Here is a 17,600-nt window from a genome sequence, read left to right as displayed (position 1 = left end):
TTCTCTCACTGGGACTGTAGATTGCGAAGTTTCATGTGAGCCCTCATTGCGTCTCCTGGGGCGCAAGGGGAACCGGTTCCCGCGGTCCGCCGATTAGGCTTGGGCCCATGAGCGCACGCGGGATCCTGTTCGTCCACGCCCACCCCGACGACGAGACCGTCTCCACCGGATCGACCCTCGCCCACTACGCCGCCCGCCCCGACGTGCACCTCACCGTCGTCACCTGCACCCTCGGCGAAGAGGGCGAGATCCGCGTCCCCCACCTGGCGCAGCTCGCCGCCGACCAGGCCGACCAGCTCGGCGGCTACCGCTACTGGGAGTACCGGCAGGCCACCGGCATCCTCGGCGTCGAGGACACGCACTTCCTCGGCGGCGTCGGGCGCTGGCGCGACTCGGGGATGATGGGCCTGCCCTCCAACGACCACCCGCGCGCGTTCTGGGGCGCCGACGTCGACGACGCGGCCGCCGACCTCGTCGCCGTCCTCCGCGACCGGCGCCCCGAAGTGCTCGTCACCTACGACCCCGTCGGCTTCTACGGCCACCCCGACCACATCCAGGCCCACCGCGTCGCCATGCGCGCCGCCGACCTCGCCGCCGACCCCGCGTGGCGCCCCGACCTCGGCGGAGCCCACGAGGTCCGCAAGATCTACTGGACCACCGTCCCCCGCGACGTCGTCGAAGCCCAGTTCGCGGCCTTCGCGGGCGCCAGCGACAACCCCTTCGCGGGCGCGGCGTCCGTCGACGACCTCCCGTTCGGGTCCCGCGACGACGAGATCCACGCGTGCGTCACCGCCGGTCCCGCCGCCGCCGACAAGAAGCGCGAGGCCATGGCCGCGTACGCGACCCAGATCGCCCCCGGCGACTGGCTCGACCTCCTCGGCGACAAGCTCGGCGACGGCGCGGTCGCCGCCGAGCACTACATCCTCGTCAAAGGCGAGAAAGGCCCCGGCGAGGGCCCCGACGACTGGGAGTCCGACCTGCTCGGGTGATTCGCCGCGGCCCCGGCGGGGTACCCGAGCACGTCATGGACGACTTCCTCACCCAGCTCGGACCCGTGGCCCTCGCCCTCCTCCTCGGCGTCCTCGTCGGCGCCGAACGCGAATGGCAGGGCAAGCCCGCCGGAATGCGCACCCACGCCCTCATCGCCGTCGGCGCGGCCCTGTTCGTCCTCGCCGGCCGCTACGGCTTCGGCCACATCGAGCCCGGCACCCCCGGCGTCGACCCCGCCCGCATCGCCGCGCAGGTCGTCACCGGCGTCGGCTTCCTCGGCGCGGGCGTCATCTTCTTCCACCGCAACCTCGTGTACGGCATGACCACCGCCGCCTCGATCTGGTCGGTCACCGCCATCGCGGTCGCCTGCGCCGCCGGGCTGTACTGGATCGCGGTCGCCGTCGCCGCCATGCACCTGATCGTCGTCGCGGGACTCGCGCCGGTCGAGAACTGGATCGCCAAGCACGCGGAGCGCAGGAAAGAGAAGCATCCGGGCGATGTGGGGGAGTGAGCGCCCCAGGCAGGATTCGAACCTGCGACCATCGGATTAGAAGTCCGGTGCTCTATCCAGCTGAGCTACTGAGGCACGGCGGGGAGCACACGGCGCCGCGCCAGCGGTAAGGATACCCGGCGCCGGGCCCTCCCGGGGGGACGGGGCGGGAAGGCGGGCACGGATACGGGGCGTCGCAAGAACACCCCAAACGATTCTCCACGACGCCCCGGAATTGCTGACCCACATCAATGAGTAGTCCTTGAGCGCTCAAGTGTCAAGCTGCGCGCGGCGTGTTGACGCTGATTCGTTATCTTGCCCTAAGTGGGCGGCAATGCCCGCTATGCGTCCTGACTGCGTGCGGCCCTATTGGACACGCAGGGTGAAATCCGGCACGCACCGAACGAGCACGGAGCGTGCGCGATCCGGCCGCCGCAGCCCGCCCCGCACTCGCCGGAGCCCGCCCCTGGCGCCGCCGTGCCACACTTGCGGGAGAGCCGACTGTGAGGAGCGGGCATGAGCGACGAGCGTCAACCGGCCGAGGACGCCCCGATCGAACCGCGCGAGAACGGGCGCGAACCGGTCATCTTGCGCGGCATATCGACCCGGGCCTGGGAGCACCCCGCCGACCGCGGCGCCCTCGTCGCGCTGCGCGAGCTCCGCGGCTTCGACATCGTCCTGCGCAAGCTCTCCGGCATGATCTCCGAGCGCGCGCTCCGCTTGAGCCTCATGGGCTCCGCGATCAAGGTCGACCGCCACCAGTACTCCCGCGTCCACGACGCGTACCTCTCCGTCGGCGCCGTCCTCGACGCCGCCGACCTCCCCGACCTCTACATCACCCGCAACCCCGACCTCGGCGGCATGTGCATCGGCATCGACAAGCCGGTCGTCGTGATCAACTCCGGGTCCCTCGACCTCCTCGACGAGGCCGAGCTCCGGTTCCTCCTCGCCCACGAGCTCGGCCACGCCCTCTCCGGGCACGGTCTCTACCGCACCCTGCTCATGGTCCTGCTGCGCCTGACGACCTCCGTCGCGTGGATCCCCGTCGGCGTCGTCGGCCTGCGGGTCATCACCGCCGCGCTCTACGAGTGGAGCCGCAAGTCCGAGCTGTCCGCCGACCGGGCCGGGGCCCTCGCCGTCCAGGACCCGGCCGCGGCCATCCGCGTCATGGCGAAGCTCGCCGGCGGCGGCGACCTCCACGACGTCGACACCGCGGCGTTCCTGGAGCAGGCCAAGGAGTTCGAGACCGGCGGCGACCTGCGCGACAGCTTCCTCAAGCTCATCCTGCTGGAGCAGCGCAGCCACGACTTCGCCGTCGCCCGCGCCGCCGCCGTCAAGACCTGGATCGACGAGGGCGAGTACCGCGACTACCTCGCCGGGTCCTACCCGCGCCGCGACGAGGACGCCGACGCGTCGATCTCCGCCGAGGCCAAGGCCGCCGCGAAGTCCTACAAGGACCTCTTCGAGACCTCCGGCGACCCGCTCGCGAAGCTCCTGCGGAAGTTCCGCGACGGACTCTAGGACGAGCAGCGAACGGGCCCGATCGGATGACCGGGCCCGTTCTCTGTATCGCTCAGCGCTTGAGCTTCTCCAGCAGGAGCGCCTCCGCAGTGCAGACCCGCTCGAACATCCGGATGTCGAGGGACTCGTTGGGGCCGTGCGGGTTCGAGTACTGGTCCTCGACGCCCGTCACGAGGATCGCGGCCTCGGGGTACAGCTCCTGGAACGTGGCGATCATCGGGATCGAACCGCCGACGCCGATCTCCACCGGCTCGGTGCCGTCCCACGCCTCCGTGAACGCGGCGCGCGCCGCGTCGAACGCCGGGCCGGTCGCGTCGATCGCGCACGGGTCGCCCACGCCGCCCTCCGGCGTCACCGTCACCTCGGCGCCCCACGGCGCGTTCGCCTCCAGGTGCGCGGTGACCGCCTTGAGCGCGTTCGCGCCCGAGTCGCCGGGCGCGAGGCGGAACGAGACCTTCGCGCGGGCGCTCGGCTGCAACGCGTTCGCCGACTCCGCCGCCCCCGGCGCGTCGATCCCGAGCACCGTCGCGGTCGGCTTCGTCCACAGCCGCTCGGTGAGCCGCCCGGTCCCGATGAACTCGGTGCCCGGCAGCATCCCGGCCTCGTGGCGCAGCGCCGCCTCGTCGAAGTCCAGATCCGAGGCGCGGCCCGAGACCAGGCCCTCGACCGCCACGTCCCCGTGCTCGTCGTGGAGGGTCGCCACGAGCCGCGCGAGCGCGGTCAGCGCGTCGGGCACCGGCCCGCCGTACATGCCCGAGTGCACCGCGACCTTGAGCACCGAGACCTCGACGTACACGTTGACGACCCCGCGCAGGCTGGTGGTCAGCGCCGGGACCTCGGTGCGCCAGTTGTTCGAGTCGGCGATGACGACCACGTCCGCGGTCAGCAGGTCCTTGTACTCCTTGAGGAGCCCTTCGAGCGTGGGGGAGCCGAACTCCTCCTCGCCCTCGATGAGGAGCTTCACGCCCACCGGCGGCTTCCCGCCGTGCGCGCGCAGCGCCGCGACGTGCGCCATCACCCCGGCCTTGTCGTCGGCGACGCCGCGCCCGTACAGGCGCCCGTCCTTCTCGACCACCGTGAACGGGTCGTCCTGCTCCCACTTCGCGAGGTCGCCCACCGGCTGCACGTCCTGGTGCGCGTACAGCAGCACCGTCGGCTGCCCCTCGGGCGCCGGGAAGTGCGCGTACACGCTCGGCTGCCCGCCGCCGTGCGACAGCTGCCGCGCCTCGGCGGCGCCGGCCTCTTCAAGCAGGCGCTGGACGGTGTCCGCGCCGCGCCGGACCGGCTCGTGGTCGAGTCCGTCGAAGGCGATCGCCGGGATCTTGACGAGGGCCTCCAGATCGGCGCGGACCCCCGGGAGGGCGGCGCGCACCGCATTCACTACATCGCTCATGGGGCGCAATTCTAGGTCGGGTCTAGAGTAAGCGGCGTGTTGCAGCGATACCGGTTCGTGTTCACGCTCCGCTGGCTCCTCCTGACGCTCGCGGGCGTGGTCGTGATGGTCGTCTGCGCCCTGCTCTCCCAGTGGCAGTGGGGCCGGGCCGTGGAGCGCGCCGCCGCGAACGAGGTCATCGAGACCAGCACCGAGTCCGCCCCGATCGACGACACGCTCCCCGCCGCCGAGGGCCTCGACCCCGACCGGCGCTGGACCCTCGTCGAGGCCACCGGCGTGTACGACGCCGACCAGGAGGTCGTGCTCCGCGCCCAGACGAACGACTCCCTCAACGGCTTCGAGATCGTCACCCCGCTCGTCCTCGAAGACGGCACCGCCGTCCTCGTCGACCGCGGCTTCGTGCCCTCCGAGAACACCGGCGCCGTCCCCGACTACCCCGCCCCGCCGGCCGGCGAGGTCACCGTGACCGGCCGCGTCTACGAGTACGAGGAGGCCTCCGGCGGCGTCACCGAGGTCGACGGGCACCTGGAGTCGCGCCGCCTGAGCATCGACATGCTCGGCTCCTACTTCGACTACGAGTTCCGCTCGGCGTGGATCGCCGACGTCGAGCCCGCCGAGGGCCTCACCGAACTGGAGACGCCCTCGTTCAAGGACTGGCAGAACTACTCGTACGCCGTCCAGTGGGCCCTGTTCGCCGCGCTCGTCCCGTTCGGCTGGACCACCCTCGTGCGCCGCGAGCGCAAGGACCTCGACGAGGCCGCCGCCGAAGACAGCGGAACGGCCGCCCCCGAAGCGGAAGCGGCCGATTCGCGCTGACGGCTAATCCTTGCCGTCGTACTGTATCTCCCTCGACGGCGCCTTGAAGTCGATCACCGGCTCCCCTTCCAGGGCCTCCTTGAAGATCGTCCCCACCGTCTCCTTCGACTTCGTCGCGTTCGCCGTCCCCACGGCGTTGAATATGTAGTCCGGATCGGCCATGAACGCCCCCACCGTCAGCTGCGGCGTGTACCCCAGGAACCACGAGGTGCGGTTGTTGTCGGTCGTGCCCGACTTGCCCGCGACCGGGCGGCCCGCCAGGTCCCCGACGACCGGCGAGGTGCCCCACGACCCGCACTGCGCGCCGCGCCGCGCGGTCTCGGTGACGCACCGGCCCGCGTCGGTCGCCGCCCGCGCCACGTCCTTGTCGAGCTCCTGGTGGCAGCGCGGCGCCGCCGTGTCCAGCTCCTGGCCGTTCGGATCGATGATCCGCAGCGCCGGTATCGGCTCGCAGTAGTTCCCCTCGGCCGCAAGCGTGTTGAACACGTTCGTCATCTCGATCGGCTGCACGTCGGAGACGCCCAGCGTGAACGGCCCCCAGCCGGATCGCCGCTCTTCGGACGCGTAGTACGCGTCGCCCTCGCTGCGCCAGTGCAGGCCCATCCGCTCGGCCATCTCCACGGCCTTGTCCGCGCCCACTCTGTCGATGAGCTGCGCGAAGTACGTGTTCACCGACATCCCGAAGCCCGACCACATGTCCCGGTTGCCCGCCATCGCGGCCGAGCTGTTCTTCGGGCACCAGTTCCCGCCGCACGCGGTCGTCGCCGACACGAAGCTGGTCCGGACCTGGTTGGGCGAGTAGATGTTGTAGTCCAATGGGTAGCCCGCGTCGAGCGCCGCGAGCATCGTGAACACCTTGAACGTCGACCCGGCCTGGTACCCGCCGGTGTCGCCCCCGCCCAGGACGGGGTTCACCGTGTTCGGGTAGTTGCCCTTGCGGTCGAAGGACGGGTTCGAGTGCGGCCCGTTCTTGCTCTGGTCGTAGGAGAACGTGCGGTTCAGGCCCAGGGCCTTGATGCGCCCCGTCCCCGGCTCCATGAGGACCGCGCCGTGCGCGAGCTTCGAGTCCTCGCTCTTCTGGTGCGTCACGGTGTCGTTCGCGAGCTTCTGGAGGTCCGGGTCGAGCGTCGTGATGATCGTGTACCCGCCGCGGCGCAGCTCCTGCTCGCGCTCGGCAGGGGTCGCCCCGAACGCGTCCTGCGCGCGCCACCAGCGCCGGAAGTAGTCGCAGAAGAACCCGTACTCCGAAGTGGTGCCCTCCACGCCGATGCACGAGTTCGGCGGGTCCGAGACGTTCAGCTCGATCGGCAGGCCCCGCACCTCGGAGGCGTCGCCGCGGGACAGGTAGTCGATGTCGGTCATCCGGTCGAGCACCCAGTTGCGGCGCGCGAGCGCGTCGGTCTGGTCGGAGACGATCGGGTCGTACGCCGACGGCGCCTGCACGAGCCCGGCGAGCGTGGCCGCCTCCTGGAGGTTCAGCTCCGACGGGTGCTTCGAGAAGTACACCTGCGAGGCCGCGAAGATCCCGTACGCGTTGTGCCCGAAGTATGCCTGGTTGAGGTACCGCTCCAGGATCTCGTCCTTCGACAGCTGCTCCTCGACGGCCATCGCCAGGCGGGCCTCGGTGAGTTTGCGGGTCGCGGTCTGCTCGGTGGCGGCGATGACCTCGTCGATCGAGTCGGCGTTGAGCTGGAGCGCGCCGCGCACGTACTGCATGGTGATCGTCGAGGCGCCCTGCTCGACGCCGCCGGAGGAGTTGTTCGCGACGAACGCGCGCACGATGCCGCGGTAGTCGACCCCGTTGTGCTGGTAGAACCGGGCGTCCTCGGCGGCGACCATGGCCTGCTGCATGACGGGCGCGACCTCGTCGAGCGTGACGTGGCGGCGGAACTCGTCGTAGAACAGGGAGATGAGCGTCTCGCCGTCCGCGGCGTACACGTACGAGGTGAGCGGCGGGTCGGTCTCGGTCACCTCGACCGACAGGGTGTCGATCGCGTTGAACCCGGCCTTCGCGCTGAGCCCGGCCATCGCGGCCAGCGGGAACAGCAGGGCCGCTATGGCGAGCCCGGCGAGGACGCTGGTGCGCAGCAGGGCGTACACCCCTTCGGCGGGCGGTCCGGGTCGGTCGCTCCCGAGTGCGGACAGTCCGGGCACACGGTGCTGGCGGGGTCGATCGCGCATATATCCAGCCTAGGGCACACGGATGACCTCAAGGTGAAAATCCTCACGAGCGTCGGTATCGCTTTCGTCAAGGGGTGAAACGCAAACCGGACTCGCATCACTCCAGGCCGACGCGCCACGGGAGTCGTGCGTAACAGGCTCGCAATCCGCCGGTTAGATGTCCGCGACGAAACCTGCCTACGCTTGTCGGAGTCCATTCACTTTGTGCAATCGCATCACCGGAGGAGGCACGCGTGTCGGTCTACGAAATCGGCCTGCGGCTCGCGGGGAAGACCGTGCTCGTCGTCGGCGGCGGCACCATCGCGGGCCGCCGCGTGCCCCGGCTGCTCGACGCGGGCGCCCGCGTGCGCCTCGTCTCGCCCGAGGCCACCACGACCCTCTCGGACCTGGCCGCCTCCGGCGAGCTCCAGTGGGAGCGGCGCGAATGGCGCGCGGGCGACGGCGACGACGCCTGGTTCGTGCTCGCCGCGACCGACGACCCCGCCGTGAACGCCGCCGTCGCGGCCGAGGCCGAGGCCCTGCGCACCTGGTGCGTCCGCAGCGACGACGCCGAGGCCTCCGACGCGTGGACGCTCGCGCACGCCGCCTTCGACGGCGTCAGCGTCGCCGTCTCCGCCTCCGGCGACCCCCGCCGCGCCGCCGCCGTCCGCGACGCCGTCAGTGCGGCCCTGCACTCGGGCGACATCGACGCCCCGCGTGCGCGCCGCACCCGCCCCGCGGGCGTCGCGCTCGTCGGCGCGGGCCCCGGCGACGCCGACCTCATCACCCTCCGCGGCCTCGAACTGCTCCGCCAGGCCGAAGTGGTCGTCTCCGACCGCCTCGCCCCGCAGGAGCTGCTCGACATGCTCGGCGACGACGTCGAGATCGTCGACGCCGCGAAGCTCCCCTACGGGCGCCACACCACCCAGGAGCAGATCAACGCCGTCATGGTCGAGCGCGCGCGCGAGGGGAAGTTCGTGGTCCGCCTCAAGGGCGGCGACGGCTTCGTGTTCGGCCGCGGCGCAGAGGAACTCGACGCGTGCCTCGAAGCGGGCGTCCCCGTCGAGGTCGTCCCCGGCCTGTCCTCCTCGATCGCCGGGCCCGCCGCCGCGGGCATCCCCGTGACCGAGCGCGGCGTCGTCCACGACTTCACCGTCGCCACCGGCCACGTCCCGCCCGGGCCGCAGAGCCTCGTCGACTGGCACGCCCTCGGCGCCGGGAACGGCACCGTCGTCCTCCTCATGGCCGTCAAGAACCGCGCCGCCATCGCCGCCGCGCTCATGGAGGGCGGGCGGCCCGGCGACACCCCGGTCCGGATCGTCGAGAACGCGACGACGAAGAACCAGGCGGTCCGCGAATGCGAATTGTCCGACCTCGGCGTCACCGAAGCGCACCACCCGTCCGTCATCGTCATCGGGGCCGTCGCCGCGCGAGGCCGCGAACTGTGAGTTTTCCCAGGTAGAACCCGGTTTCCCGGCGGCGTCGAGGTGTCACCTCGGCGCCGCCGCAGTTTTACCTAATCCACTCTTTACAAGCCCGAACACAGGCCGTAATATTCGTCCATCAACAGCGCGGCGATCGCCGTGTCTGCCACCGTGGCCAGGTCTCGGACCACTGGTGTACTTCCAAATGAGCGGGTCCTCTCGCTCACCCTTTTTGTCCTCTTTGGAGTGTGCATGCGCATTCGTGAGTTCCCTGCTGAGCTCGCTTCGCGGCTCAAAGTCGCGTACGCGGTCCGCAACGTCGACCTGACGCTGCCCGGACTGACCCTGGTGGACGAATGCGCCCCCCGCGCCGGCCATATCCTGGCCGCCCGGGTCGACGCCATCGGGCACCACAACTGGCTCGAACTCTCCACCGGCCGCAAGGCCGCGATCTACCCCGGGGACGAGATCCTCCTGGCCTTCGGCGAGCGCTACGCCCCCGACCAGTACGAGTCCCGCATCCCCGACGTCCTCGGCACGTCCGTGGACCTCGTCGCCGCGGGCGGCGTCGCCGGGGAGGTCCTCTCCCGGCACGGCGACATGCGCCCGCCGACCCGCCTGGAGCCCATCGGCATCCTCGCCGACCGCGAGGGCACGCCCGTAGACCTGCGCCGCTTCAGCGTGCTCGCCCCGTTCGGCCTGGGCGACCACCCGCCGGTGGTGTGCGTCGTCGGGACCTCGATGAACGCCGGGAAGTCCACGACCGCCGCGTCCGTGATCCGGGGCCTGTCCCGCTCGGGCCGCCGCGTCGCGGGCATCAAGATCACCGGGACCGGCGCGGGCGGCGACCCGTGGATGTTCCGCGACTCCGGCGCCGTGGTCGCCGCCGACTTCACCGACGGCGGGTACCCGACGACCGCGGGCGTCCCCGTCCCCGAGCTCGCCGAACTGGCGCAGACGCTCTACCACCACGCCGCCGCGCACGACGTCGACGCCGTGGTCATGGAGATCGCCGACGGCATCCTCCAGTCCGAGACCTCGGCGCTCCTGGAGTTCCCGCTCGTGCGCGAACTCGTCGACGGCGTCGTCCTCGCCGCCGCCGACGCGGCCGGGGCCCGCTACGGCGCCCAGCACCTGCGCTCGCTCGGCCTCCCGGTGATCGCCGCCTCCGGGCGCCTCACCCAGTCCCAGCTCGCCATCCGCGAAGCCGTCGCGGGCATGGACGCGCCGGTGTACACGCCGAACGAGCTCGCCGCGCCCGAGGTGGCCGCGGAGATCCTCGCGATGGCCGGCGTCTCGCGCTCGCGCCGCGCCGGGGTCCTCGAACTCGGCGAGGCCGCCTGACCTACTTCTTGTCCCTACTATCCATTCGGCAGGACCGCGGCGGCGCAGCAGCAGATGCGCCGCCTCGGCGAGAAAGAAATGAATATCTGAGAACCTGACGGGCGGTGCGCGAGGCGCACCGCCACATCTGTGCCTGCTGGGATCCGGGCGTCCCGCTACGTGGCGGTAACCTGACCGGCTTGTGTCACTTAGGGATACCCGAGACCGATACCGTCTTGTGACAATGGCAGCCTAGTCCTAGTTGCACCCGCGAATTAGGCTCGGGTTCGTGCGCCTCCCTGACCGCACCCCGCCCGCGCGAGACCCGCGCAGGCCCGCGAGCCGCCGACTTGCACCAGAAGCGCAGAGGAACTCACCCCTATGACCACTCGGAACGTCGACGCCCGAAGACTCAACGTCAAGGGGCTGCTCATCGCCGTAGGCCTCCCGGTGGTCCTCGTGGGCGCGCTCGTCGCGACCCTCCTCGGCACCGGCGCGTTCAGCCGCGAGAACGAGGGCGAGGACGCCAGCCTCTGGCTCTGGACCACCCCCCTCGGCGAGATCGCCCGCGTCAACGGGCTCACCGCCGCCACCGACGTGCGCCTCGACATCACCGACGCCGCGGGCAACGCCGTCCAGATCGAGCAGACCGACTCCCACCTGCTGCTGCGCGAGATCGCCACCGGCAAGGTCTCCGCGATCGACCTCTCCACCCTCGAAGTCACCGGCAACGCCGAGACCGCCCCCGGCGAAGGCGTGCGCGTGGCCCTCTCCGACGACGGCGCGTTCATCATCGACCAGACGCAGGGCCTGGTCAACCAGGTCGACCCGTCCACGCTCTCCGCGATCGGCGACCCCCTCCAGTTCCCGGCCGGGCTCACCGGCGGCGCGTTCGACGCCGACGGGATGCTCTGGGTCGGCGTCCCCCGCGAAGGCACCATCGTCCAGATCGAGCCGCGCGACTCCGGCGCCAAGACCGCCGCGACCGAGGTCGTCGCGCAGCCGCGCCAGGAGCTCGCGCTCACCGTCCTCGGCGACGGCGTCGCGGTCCTCAACTCCACCGCCAAGGAGATGACGACCATCCGCACCGACGGCCGCCGCGCCGTCACCCCCGTCGAACTCGCTGGACCCGCCGAGACGGCCGTGACCAGCCCCGGCACCATCGCCTCGGTCACCGTCACCGACCCGCCCTCGATCGTCACGGTCGACGACGAGCAGACCCGCAGCTTCGCCATCGGCGCCGGGTCCTCCGAACTCCTCGGCGCCTCAGTCGAGTTCCACGAGCGCATCTACGTGCCCGACGGCGCCTCCGGCCTCGTCTGGGTCTACGACCTCGACGGCAACGAGCTCCAGCGCATCGAGATCGACTCCGGCGGCGGGCCCGTCGAGCTGTACCACACCGGCGACACGCTGTTCGCCAACGCGGTCAACACGAACGCCGCCGTCGTCGTCTCCGCCGACGGCGTGGCCGCCCTCGCCCCGAAGAACCGCGACGACATCCTCGGCGGCGACGCCCCGCCCACCGAGGACGACGGCGGCGACGAAGGCGACGAGGAGGGCGACGACGAGTCCGCCCCGGAGGTCGGCCCGCCCGGCGCGGTCACCAACCTCGACGGCACCGTCGGCGACGGCACCATCAACCTCTCCTGGGACGCCGCGCCGAACAACGGCTCCGCGCTCACCAAGTACGTCGTCGAAGGCGCGGGCCAGAGCTGGGAGATTGCACCCAGCCAGCGCGTCCTCGAAATCGGCGACCTGGAGAACGGCCAGGGCTACACCTTCACCGTGACCGCCCACAACGCCGAAGGCGCGGGCGACACGGCCACCTCCCCGACCATCGCCCCCTCCGCCGAGGTCCCGGGCGCCCCCAGCGGCGTCGAGGCCACCGCCAACCCCGACGGCACGGTCACCGTGAAGTGGGACGAGGCCGACGGCCAGGGCAACGACATCTCGGGTTACCAGGTCGAGGCCATCGCCTCCGGCACCCAGCAGGTCGTGGGCCAGGCCAACGGCACGAGCTTCACGGTTCCTGTGGACACGCTGACCTACGGCACCGGATACACGTTCCAGGTCACGACCCTGTCCGGCTCGGCCGCCTCGGCGCCCTCCGACATCTCGAACTCGGTCACGCCGTTCAAGGCCCCGGATGCTCCCGGCGAGCTGCTGGCCCAGAGCTCCGGCTCGGCCGCGGGCACGATCGACGTGTCCTGGAGCCAGCCCGCGAACAACGGCCGCGACATCCAGAAGTACATCGTCACCGCCGGCAGCCAGACCAAGGAAGTCACCAGCGGGACCACCACGAGCGTTTCCGGTTTCGGCGCCAACGAGCAGGTCAGCGTCTCGGTGGTCGCGGTGAACGAGGCCGGGCAGTCCGAGCCTGCCACCACCACCTCGAACACGATGTCCGCGCCGACAGTGCAGATCTCCAGCCACGAGTCCCTCGCCAACCAGATCAACCTGACCCTGGCGATCGACGACGGCGGCAGCAGCGATCCGCAGTGCAGCGTCATCAGCGACGGCGTCACCCAGTCGACCCAGTCCTGCCCGGATGTCTATGCCGTGACCGGCCTGTACGCCTCGACCAGCTACAGCTTCCAGGTCAAGATCTCCAACCCGGCCGGCAGCATGACCTCCCAGACCTACAACGCGTCGACCTCGACGATCAACGGCCAGATCTACTTCGGCTGCGAAGAGGGCATCGAGAACACCTACTGCAACACCCCGAACGCCGACGGCGGCGGCGCCAACGGCGTGGCGGTCTACAACGCCCCCAGCGGCGGAAGCTCGCTCGGCTACACGCACTCAGGGGACCGCCACAAGGCGTACTGCTGGACCACCGGCACCAAGATCACTCCTCGCGGTACTGAGAACGGCCAGCAGGTCGACTATCACCCCGGCAAAGACGGCACCGACAAATGGATCAAGATCGACTACGCTTCGAACGCGTATGTGCCGTTCGCATGGCTGAACATCGACGGCGTCGGTAAGAACTCCACCGGAGACCTCCCGGCGTGCTAGCAGGAGAAACAGGAAATGCACGACACCGAGCAGACCCACCCGCTGCGGGTGCCTAAGCGCATGCAGCAGCAGGTCCAGCTGGGCGCCGCGCAGGCCGAGCAGTTCGCCGCCGCGTTCGAGCGGCTCGCCGCGGCGGTGGACACCGTCGTGCTCGGCAAGCAGGAGGTGGTCAGGCTCGCCCTGACCGCGATGTTCGCCGAGGGCCACATCCTCCTCGAAGACGTGCCCGGGACCGGCAAGACCACTATGGCCCGCGCCATCGCGGCGGCCGTCTCCGGGCAGTGGCGTCGCATCCAGTTCACGCCCGACCTGCTGCCCTCCGACGTCTCCGGCGTGACGATCTTCAACCAGGCCAGCGGCGCGTTCGAGTTCCACCCCGGCCCGGTGTTCGCGAACATCGTGATCGCCGACGAGATCAACCGCGCGAGCCCCAAGACCCAGTCGGCGCTCCTGGAGGTCATGGAGGAAGGCCGCGTCACCGTCGACGGCCGCCCGCACCAGGTGCCGCAGCCGTTCCTAGTGGTCGCGACCCAGAACCCCGTCGAGATGGACGGCACCTACCGCCTCCCCGAGGCCCAGCTCGACCGCTTCCTCGTGAAGCTCTCCGTCGGCTACCCCGTCGAGGCCGCCGAGATCGAGGTCCTGCGCGGCACCCACCAGCGCAGCCCTGAGCACCTCGCCGCCGTCGTCGACACCGACACGGTCGCGCAGATGGCCGAGATGGCCAAGCACGTCTACATCGCCGAGCCGCTGTACGCCTACCTTGTGCAGCTCGCGAACGCCACCCGCAACCACCCGCAGGTCGCCGTCGGCGTCAGCCCCCGCGGCCTCATCGCGCTCACCAGGGCCGCCAGCGTGTTCGCGCTCTCGCAGGGCCGCAGCTACATCATCCCCGAGGACGTGAAGGCCCTCGCCGGACCGGTGTTCGCGCACCGCATCCAGCTCGCCCCCGACGCGGCGATGCGCGGCGCCACCGGCGCCCAGGTCGTCGCCGACGCCTTCAACCAGGTCTCGGTCCCGCTGCCCGCCTCGGCGGCATGAGCGGGGCCGGTGCGGCCCCGGCACCGGAGGCGCCCGCCGCGTCTCGGTCCACTCTGGCCGAACGGCTGCTCGCGGTCCCGATCACGGCCCGCGGCGCGGGCCTCGCGGCCGCTGCGCTCGCGCTCCTCGCCGCCGGATGGGTCTGGGGCTACCCCGAGCTCGCCGCGATCGGCGCCGCCGCCGCTCTCGCGTGCGTGGCCGCCGGTTCGGTGATCGCCGCGCGGCCCCGGCTCAGCGTCGAGCGCACCGTCCACCCCGACCGGGTCTCGGTGGGCCACACCGCGACCGTGCAGCTCAACGTCACGAACGCCGGGCGCTGGCGGGCCGTCAACGCCCGCGCCGTCGACGCCTACGGCGGCACGGGCGTCGAGACGCGCCGCGTCGCCGTCCCGCTCGCGCGCCTGCGCCCGGGCAAGAGCGCGGGCGCGAGCTACACGATCACCGCCGAGCGCCGCGGCGTCGTCGACGCCGGGCCGCTCGGCATCGGCAAGCGCGACCTCCTCGGCCTCGCCGCGACCGCCGGGAACTTCGGCCCCAGCGGGCGCCTGTGGATCCACCCGCGCCTGCACCAGCTCGCCCGCACCCCCGACGGCCTCGCCCGGTCCCTCGAAGGCACGGCCGACAAGATCGAGCAGGGCTCGCAGACCTTCCACGCCCTGCGCGAGTACGTCATCGGCGACGAGCTGCGGCACGTCCACTGGCGCACCTCCGCGCGCATCGGAAAGCTCATGGTCAAGGAGCACCTCGACACCTCGCTGCCCACGGTCGCCATCGCGATCGACGACCGGCCCGGGTCCTGGCCCGCCGAGCCCGTCCCGAACCCGCTCAAGGACCCCTTCGAAGCCGCCTGCGAGGCCGCGTACTCGGTCCTCACCGCGTGCTTCCGCGCCGAGTACCACGCCGCGCTCGTGCCCGCCTCCGGCGCGACCGTGTCCGGTGCGGGCCGCGACTCCTACGGCGACCTGCTCGCCGAGCTCACCCCGAACGCGACCGACACGCTCGACGCGTACGTCGCGCGCCTCACCGCCGCCCGCTACGGCGACACGCTCGTGTGGATCACCGGGACCGAGCCGCCCACCGACCGCCTCGCGCTCCTCAAGCGCGCCTACCCCACGGTGATCGCCGTGCACCTCGCGACCGGGCTGCCCGCCTCCGCGTCCCTCGTCGGCGGCCTGCCGACCGTCCGCGCCGCCGACGGCGACCAGTTCGCCGCGGCCTGGAACAGCGGCGGGACCCGCCTGTGACCGCCATCCAGCGCGACCGCCCCAAGCGCAGCGGCCGCCGCGTCCGCTACCGCCTCCGCGTCGCCGCCGTCGCGGCCTCACTGACGCTCATGTGCGCCCTCGCGGGCGCCGTCGCCGCCCGCGTCTACCACGGGCAGCTCCTCTACCTCCTCGTCGCCGGGGCGGCCTTCGGCGCCTTCGCGATCGGCTTCGCGCTGCGCAACCGGCCCGCGTTCCTCGCACCCAGCGCGTCCCTCGTCGGCCTCGCCGCGTACCTCCTCGCCGCCATCGCGATCACCGACGACGGCGCCGACCCGCTCCCCGCGACCATCGTCGACGCGCTCGTCAACGCCGTGCCCCGCACGCTCACCGCGCTCATCCCCGTCGAGCCCGCCCCCGACACGGTCGTCGTGCCCGTCTTCCTCACCTGGCTCGCCGCGACCCTCGCGTGCGAGTTCGCGATCCGCTACGGCCGCACGCTCCTCGGCTGCCTCCCGCCCGCGCTCCTGTACGGCGCCGGGCTGTACCTCGTCGGCCCCAACGCCGAGGTCGGCGCGGTCTGGGCCGTCGCGTTCTGCGTCCTCGCCGCCGCCGCGCTCGCCGTCACCGCCGCCCCGCCCGAGCGCCGCCCCGACACCGACGCCGTGGTCGACGGCCCGGCGCCCTCGCGCGCGCCCGCGCTCATGGGGATGGTCGCCACCGCGGCGGTCCTCCTGGCGGTCATGGCGCTCCTCGTCCCGGTCGCGGCCCGCCTCGTCACCGCCAGTCCCGGCGACCCGCGCGAGTACGTCGAGCCGCCGCAGCTCACCGACATCGACCTCAACCCGCTCGTGCGCATCGCCGAGTGGTCGAAATATCCCGACCAGGACCTCTTCAAGGCCGACACCAGCGCCGACGCGTGGATGCGCCTCGCCGTCCTCACCGAGTACGACGGCACCACCTGGCAGGCCGCGGGCGACTTCCGCACCGCCGGCACGGTCATCCCCGGCAGCGGCGACGCGAGCTACTCCGCGGACGTCGAGATCATCGGCCTCGGCGGGAAGCTCGTCCCGGCCGCCGCCGACCCCGCGACCGTGACCGGCCTGCCGATCGCCGTCAACCTCACCACCAGGTGCCTCCTCACCCCCGACGGCCTCGCCACCGGCACCGCGTACCACGTCGACTCCGCGCTGGTCGCCGCCGATCCGGCCGCCGCCGAGAACGCCCGCGCGAACCTCGCCGACGCCGCCACGGTCGCCGTACCGCCCGGCACGCCCGAGATCATGGCGACGATCGCCGACTACATCCGCACCACCTACGACACGCCGTATGCACGCGCCCAAGGGCTCGCGGACTTCCTCGGCCAGCACTACGCGTACAACCCGGAGGCGCCCTCGGGCCACGACCTGCCCTCGCTCGGGTTCTTCCTCGGCAGCCCCGTCGACGCGGGCGGGCAGCGCGGCACCAGCGAGCACTTCGCGGCCGCGTACGCGGTCATCGCGCGCCTCATCGGCCTGCCCAGCCGCGTCGTCGTCGGCTTCGAGGTCCCCGGCGGCTCCAGCACCGTCACCGCCGGGCAGGGCTCGGCGTGGCCGGAGGTCGACTTCGACGGCGTCGGCTGGGTGCGCTTCGACCCGATGCCGCCGCCCGACGCGGTGCCCGTGCCGCCCGAGGACACCCTGGAGCAGATGGAGGAGGAGACCCCCAGCCCCGAGGAGGACTCCGGCGGCGGGGGCGAGGCCGAGGACTTCAACGACGAGTCCCTGGAGCAGGACGGCGACTTCGACGACGCGCTGACCGAGGACGCCGGGGGCCTGCCGGTGTGGGTCTGGTACGCGATCGGGGCCCTGCTGCTCGCGTGCGTGCCGCTGGTGCTCAAGGCCCGCCGGGCGCTCCGGAAGCGCCGCAGGCTCACGCGCGGGACGCCCGCCGAGCGCGTCGCGGGCGCGTGGGCCGAGGTCCTGGCGTCCGCCGCCCGCGCGGGGGTGAAGGTCCCCGGCCACGCCAACGCGGAAGAGGCGGCGGCGCGCTTGGCGACCCTTGAAGCCGATATCGGGCCTTTGCCGCGTCTGGTCAACGCCGTGGCGTTCGCCCCCCATGCGGTCTCGGAATCGGACGCCGATGCGGCCGCGGCCGTCGCGTCCGACTACTCCGGCAGGATCGGACACCAGGTGAAAAGGTGGAAACGCTTCCTCACTTAGATTGTGCCCGTAAGAAGTTGA

12 protein-coding genes and 1 tRNA gene are annotated in these 17,600 nt (G+C 71.7%); 10 read left to right on the top strand and 3 right to left on the bottom strand.

From position 1 onward, the window contains the following. Window positions 1-107: 107 nt before the first annotated feature. Complete coding sequence (gene mshB, locus WA640_RS03915; RefSeq protein WP_335986165.1) at window positions 108-989, top strand: N-acetyl-1-D-myo-inositol-2-amino-2-deoxy-alpha-D-glucopyranoside deacetylase; 882 nt, start codon at window positions 108-110, stop codon at window positions 987-989. 35 nt (window positions 990-1,024) lie between these two features. Continuing rightward, window positions 1,025-1,501: an MgtC/SapB family protein gene (locus WA640_RS03910; protein WP_106366147.1), complete on the top strand. Its 477-nt coding sequence runs from the start codon at window positions 1,025-1,027 to the stop codon at window positions 1,499-1,501. A gap of 1 nt (window position 1,502) precedes the next feature. Here WA640_RS03910 and WA640_RS03905 read toward each other — a convergent pair. Beyond that, window positions 1,503-1,576, bottom strand: a tRNA-Arg gene (locus WA640_RS03905). Window positions 1,577-1,996: 420 nt separating this feature from the next. On the opposite strand from WA640_RS03905, the gene WA640_RS03900 reads away from it, so the two are divergent. Continuing rightward, on the top strand, window positions 1,997-3,001 hold the full coding sequence (locus WA640_RS03900; RefSeq protein WP_106366148.1) for a M48 family metallopeptidase: 1,005 nt from the start codon (window positions 1,997-1,999) through the stop codon (window positions 2,999-3,001). Between the two features lie 52 nt (window positions 3,002-3,053). On the opposite strand, the gene WA640_RS03895 is transcribed toward WA640_RS03900, so the two are convergent. Then, on the bottom strand, window positions 3,054-4,394 hold the full coding sequence (locus WA640_RS03895) for a dipeptidase (protein ID WP_335986162.1): 1,341 nt from the start codon (window positions 4,392-4,394) through the stop codon (window positions 3,054-3,056). Between the two features lie 36 nt (window positions 4,395-4,430). Here WA640_RS03895 and WA640_RS03890 point away from each other — a divergent pair, with 36 nt between their 5' ends. Continuing rightward, on the top strand, window positions 4,431-5,210 hold the full coding sequence (locus WA640_RS03890; RefSeq protein ID WP_335986161.1) for an SURF1 family cytochrome oxidase biogenesis protein: 780 nt from the start codon (window positions 4,431-4,433) through the stop codon (window positions 5,208-5,210). A gap of 3 nt (window positions 5,211-5,213) precedes the next feature. Here the strand turns inward: WA640_RS03890 and WA640_RS03885 are convergent, their stop codons facing one another. After that, complete coding sequence (locus tag WA640_RS03885; protein ID WP_106366151.1) at window positions 5,214-7,391, bottom strand: transglycosylase domain-containing protein; 2,178 nt, start codon at window positions 7,389-7,391, stop codon at window positions 5,214-5,216. A 233-nt stretch (window positions 7,392-7,624) separates the two neighbouring features. Here WA640_RS03885 and cobA point away from each other — a divergent pair, with 233 nt between their 5' ends. From cobA to WA640_RS03855, 6 genes are all read left to right on the top strand, one after another. Beyond that, entirely contained in the window at window positions 7,625-8,818 is a 1,194-nt protein-coding gene (gene cobA / locus WA640_RS03880) for a uroporphyrinogen-III C-methyltransferase (protein ID WP_335986160.1), read from the top strand. A gap of 228 nt (window positions 8,819-9,046) precedes the next feature. Next, window positions 9,047-10,138 carry a DUF1611 domain-containing protein gene (locus tag WA640_RS03875; RefSeq protein ID WP_106366153.1) on the top strand — a complete coding sequence of 364 codons (1,092 nt, stop codon included), beginning with the start codon at window positions 9,047-9,049 and terminating at the stop codon, window positions 10,136-10,138. 360 nt (window positions 10,139-10,498) lie between these two features. Next, window positions 10,499-13,135, top strand: a complete 2,637-nt coding sequence (locus WA640_RS03870; protein WP_335986159.1) for a fibronectin type III domain-containing protein — start codon at window positions 10,499-10,501, stop codon at window positions 13,133-13,135. A gap of 60 nt (window positions 13,136-13,195) precedes the next feature. Then, complete coding sequence (locus WA640_RS03865; RefSeq protein WP_442904681.1) at window positions 13,196-14,176, top strand: AAA family ATPase; 981 nt, start codon at window positions 13,196-13,198, stop codon at window positions 14,174-14,176. Next, window positions 14,173-15,420, top strand: a complete 1,248-nt coding sequence (locus WA640_RS03860) for a DUF58 domain-containing protein (RefSeq protein WP_335986157.1) — start codon at window positions 14,173-14,175, stop codon at window positions 15,418-15,420. Before WA640_RS03865 ends, WA640_RS03860 begins: the two co-directional genes overlap by 4 nt. Then, window positions 15,417-17,579, top strand: a complete 2,163-nt coding sequence (locus tag WA640_RS03855) for a DUF3488 and transglutaminase-like domain-containing protein (protein ID WP_335986156.1) — start codon at window positions 15,417-15,419, stop codon at window positions 17,577-17,579. Before WA640_RS03860 ends, WA640_RS03855 begins: the two co-directional genes overlap by 4 nt. The last annotated feature ends 21 nt before the right edge of the window (window positions 17,580-17,600 follow it).

It is taken from the genome of Glycomyces sp. MUSA5-2, assembly GCF_037034145.1.
Lineage (GTDB): Bacteria > Actinomycetota > Actinomycetes > Mycobacteriales > Micromonosporaceae > Glycomyces > Glycomyces artemisiae.
The sequence above is the reverse complement of the archived record's forward strand: the minus strand, read 5'-3'. Positions and strand labels throughout refer to the sequence as shown.

What these genes read in the sequence shown, in the direction of transcription:
- WA640_RS03870 (WP_335986159.1), top strand. Translation starts at nt 10,499, where the DNA reads ATGACCACTCGGAACGTCGACGCCCGAAGACTCAACGTCAAGGGGCTG.
- WA640_RS03900 (WP_106366148.1), top strand. Translation starts at nt 1,997, where the DNA reads ATGAGCGACGAGCGTCAACCGGCCGAGGACGCCCCGATCGAACCGCGC.
- WA640_RS03875 (WP_106366153.1), top strand. Translation starts at nt 9,047, where the DNA reads ATGCGCATTCGTGAGTTCCCTGCTGAGCTCGCTTCGCGGCTCAAAGTC.
- WA640_RS03910 (WP_106366147.1), top strand. Translation starts at nt 1,025, where the DNA reads ATGGACGACTTCCTCACCCAGCTCGGACCCGTGGCCCTCGCCCTCCTC.
- WA640_RS03895 (WP_335986162.1), bottom strand. Translation starts at nt 4,394, where the DNA reads ATGAGCGATGTAGTGAATGCGGTGCGCGCCGCCCTCCCGGGGGTCCGC.
- WA640_RS03860 (WP_335986157.1), top strand. Translation starts at nt 14,173, where the DNA reads ATGAGCGGGGCCGGTGCGGCCCCGGCACCGGAGGCGCCCGCCGCGTCT.
- WA640_RS03885 (WP_106366151.1), bottom strand. Translation starts at nt 7,391, where the DNA reads ATGCGCGATCGACCCCGCCAGCACCGTGTGCCCGGACTGTCCGCACTC.
- WA640_RS03865 (WP_442904681.1), top strand. Translation starts at nt 13,196, where the DNA reads ATGCAGCAGCAGGTCCAGCTGGGCGCCGCGCAGGCCGAGCAGTTCGCC.
- mshB (WP_335986165.1), top strand. Translation starts at nt 108, where the DNA reads ATGAGCGCACGCGGGATCCTGTTCGTCCACGCCCACCCCGACGACGAG.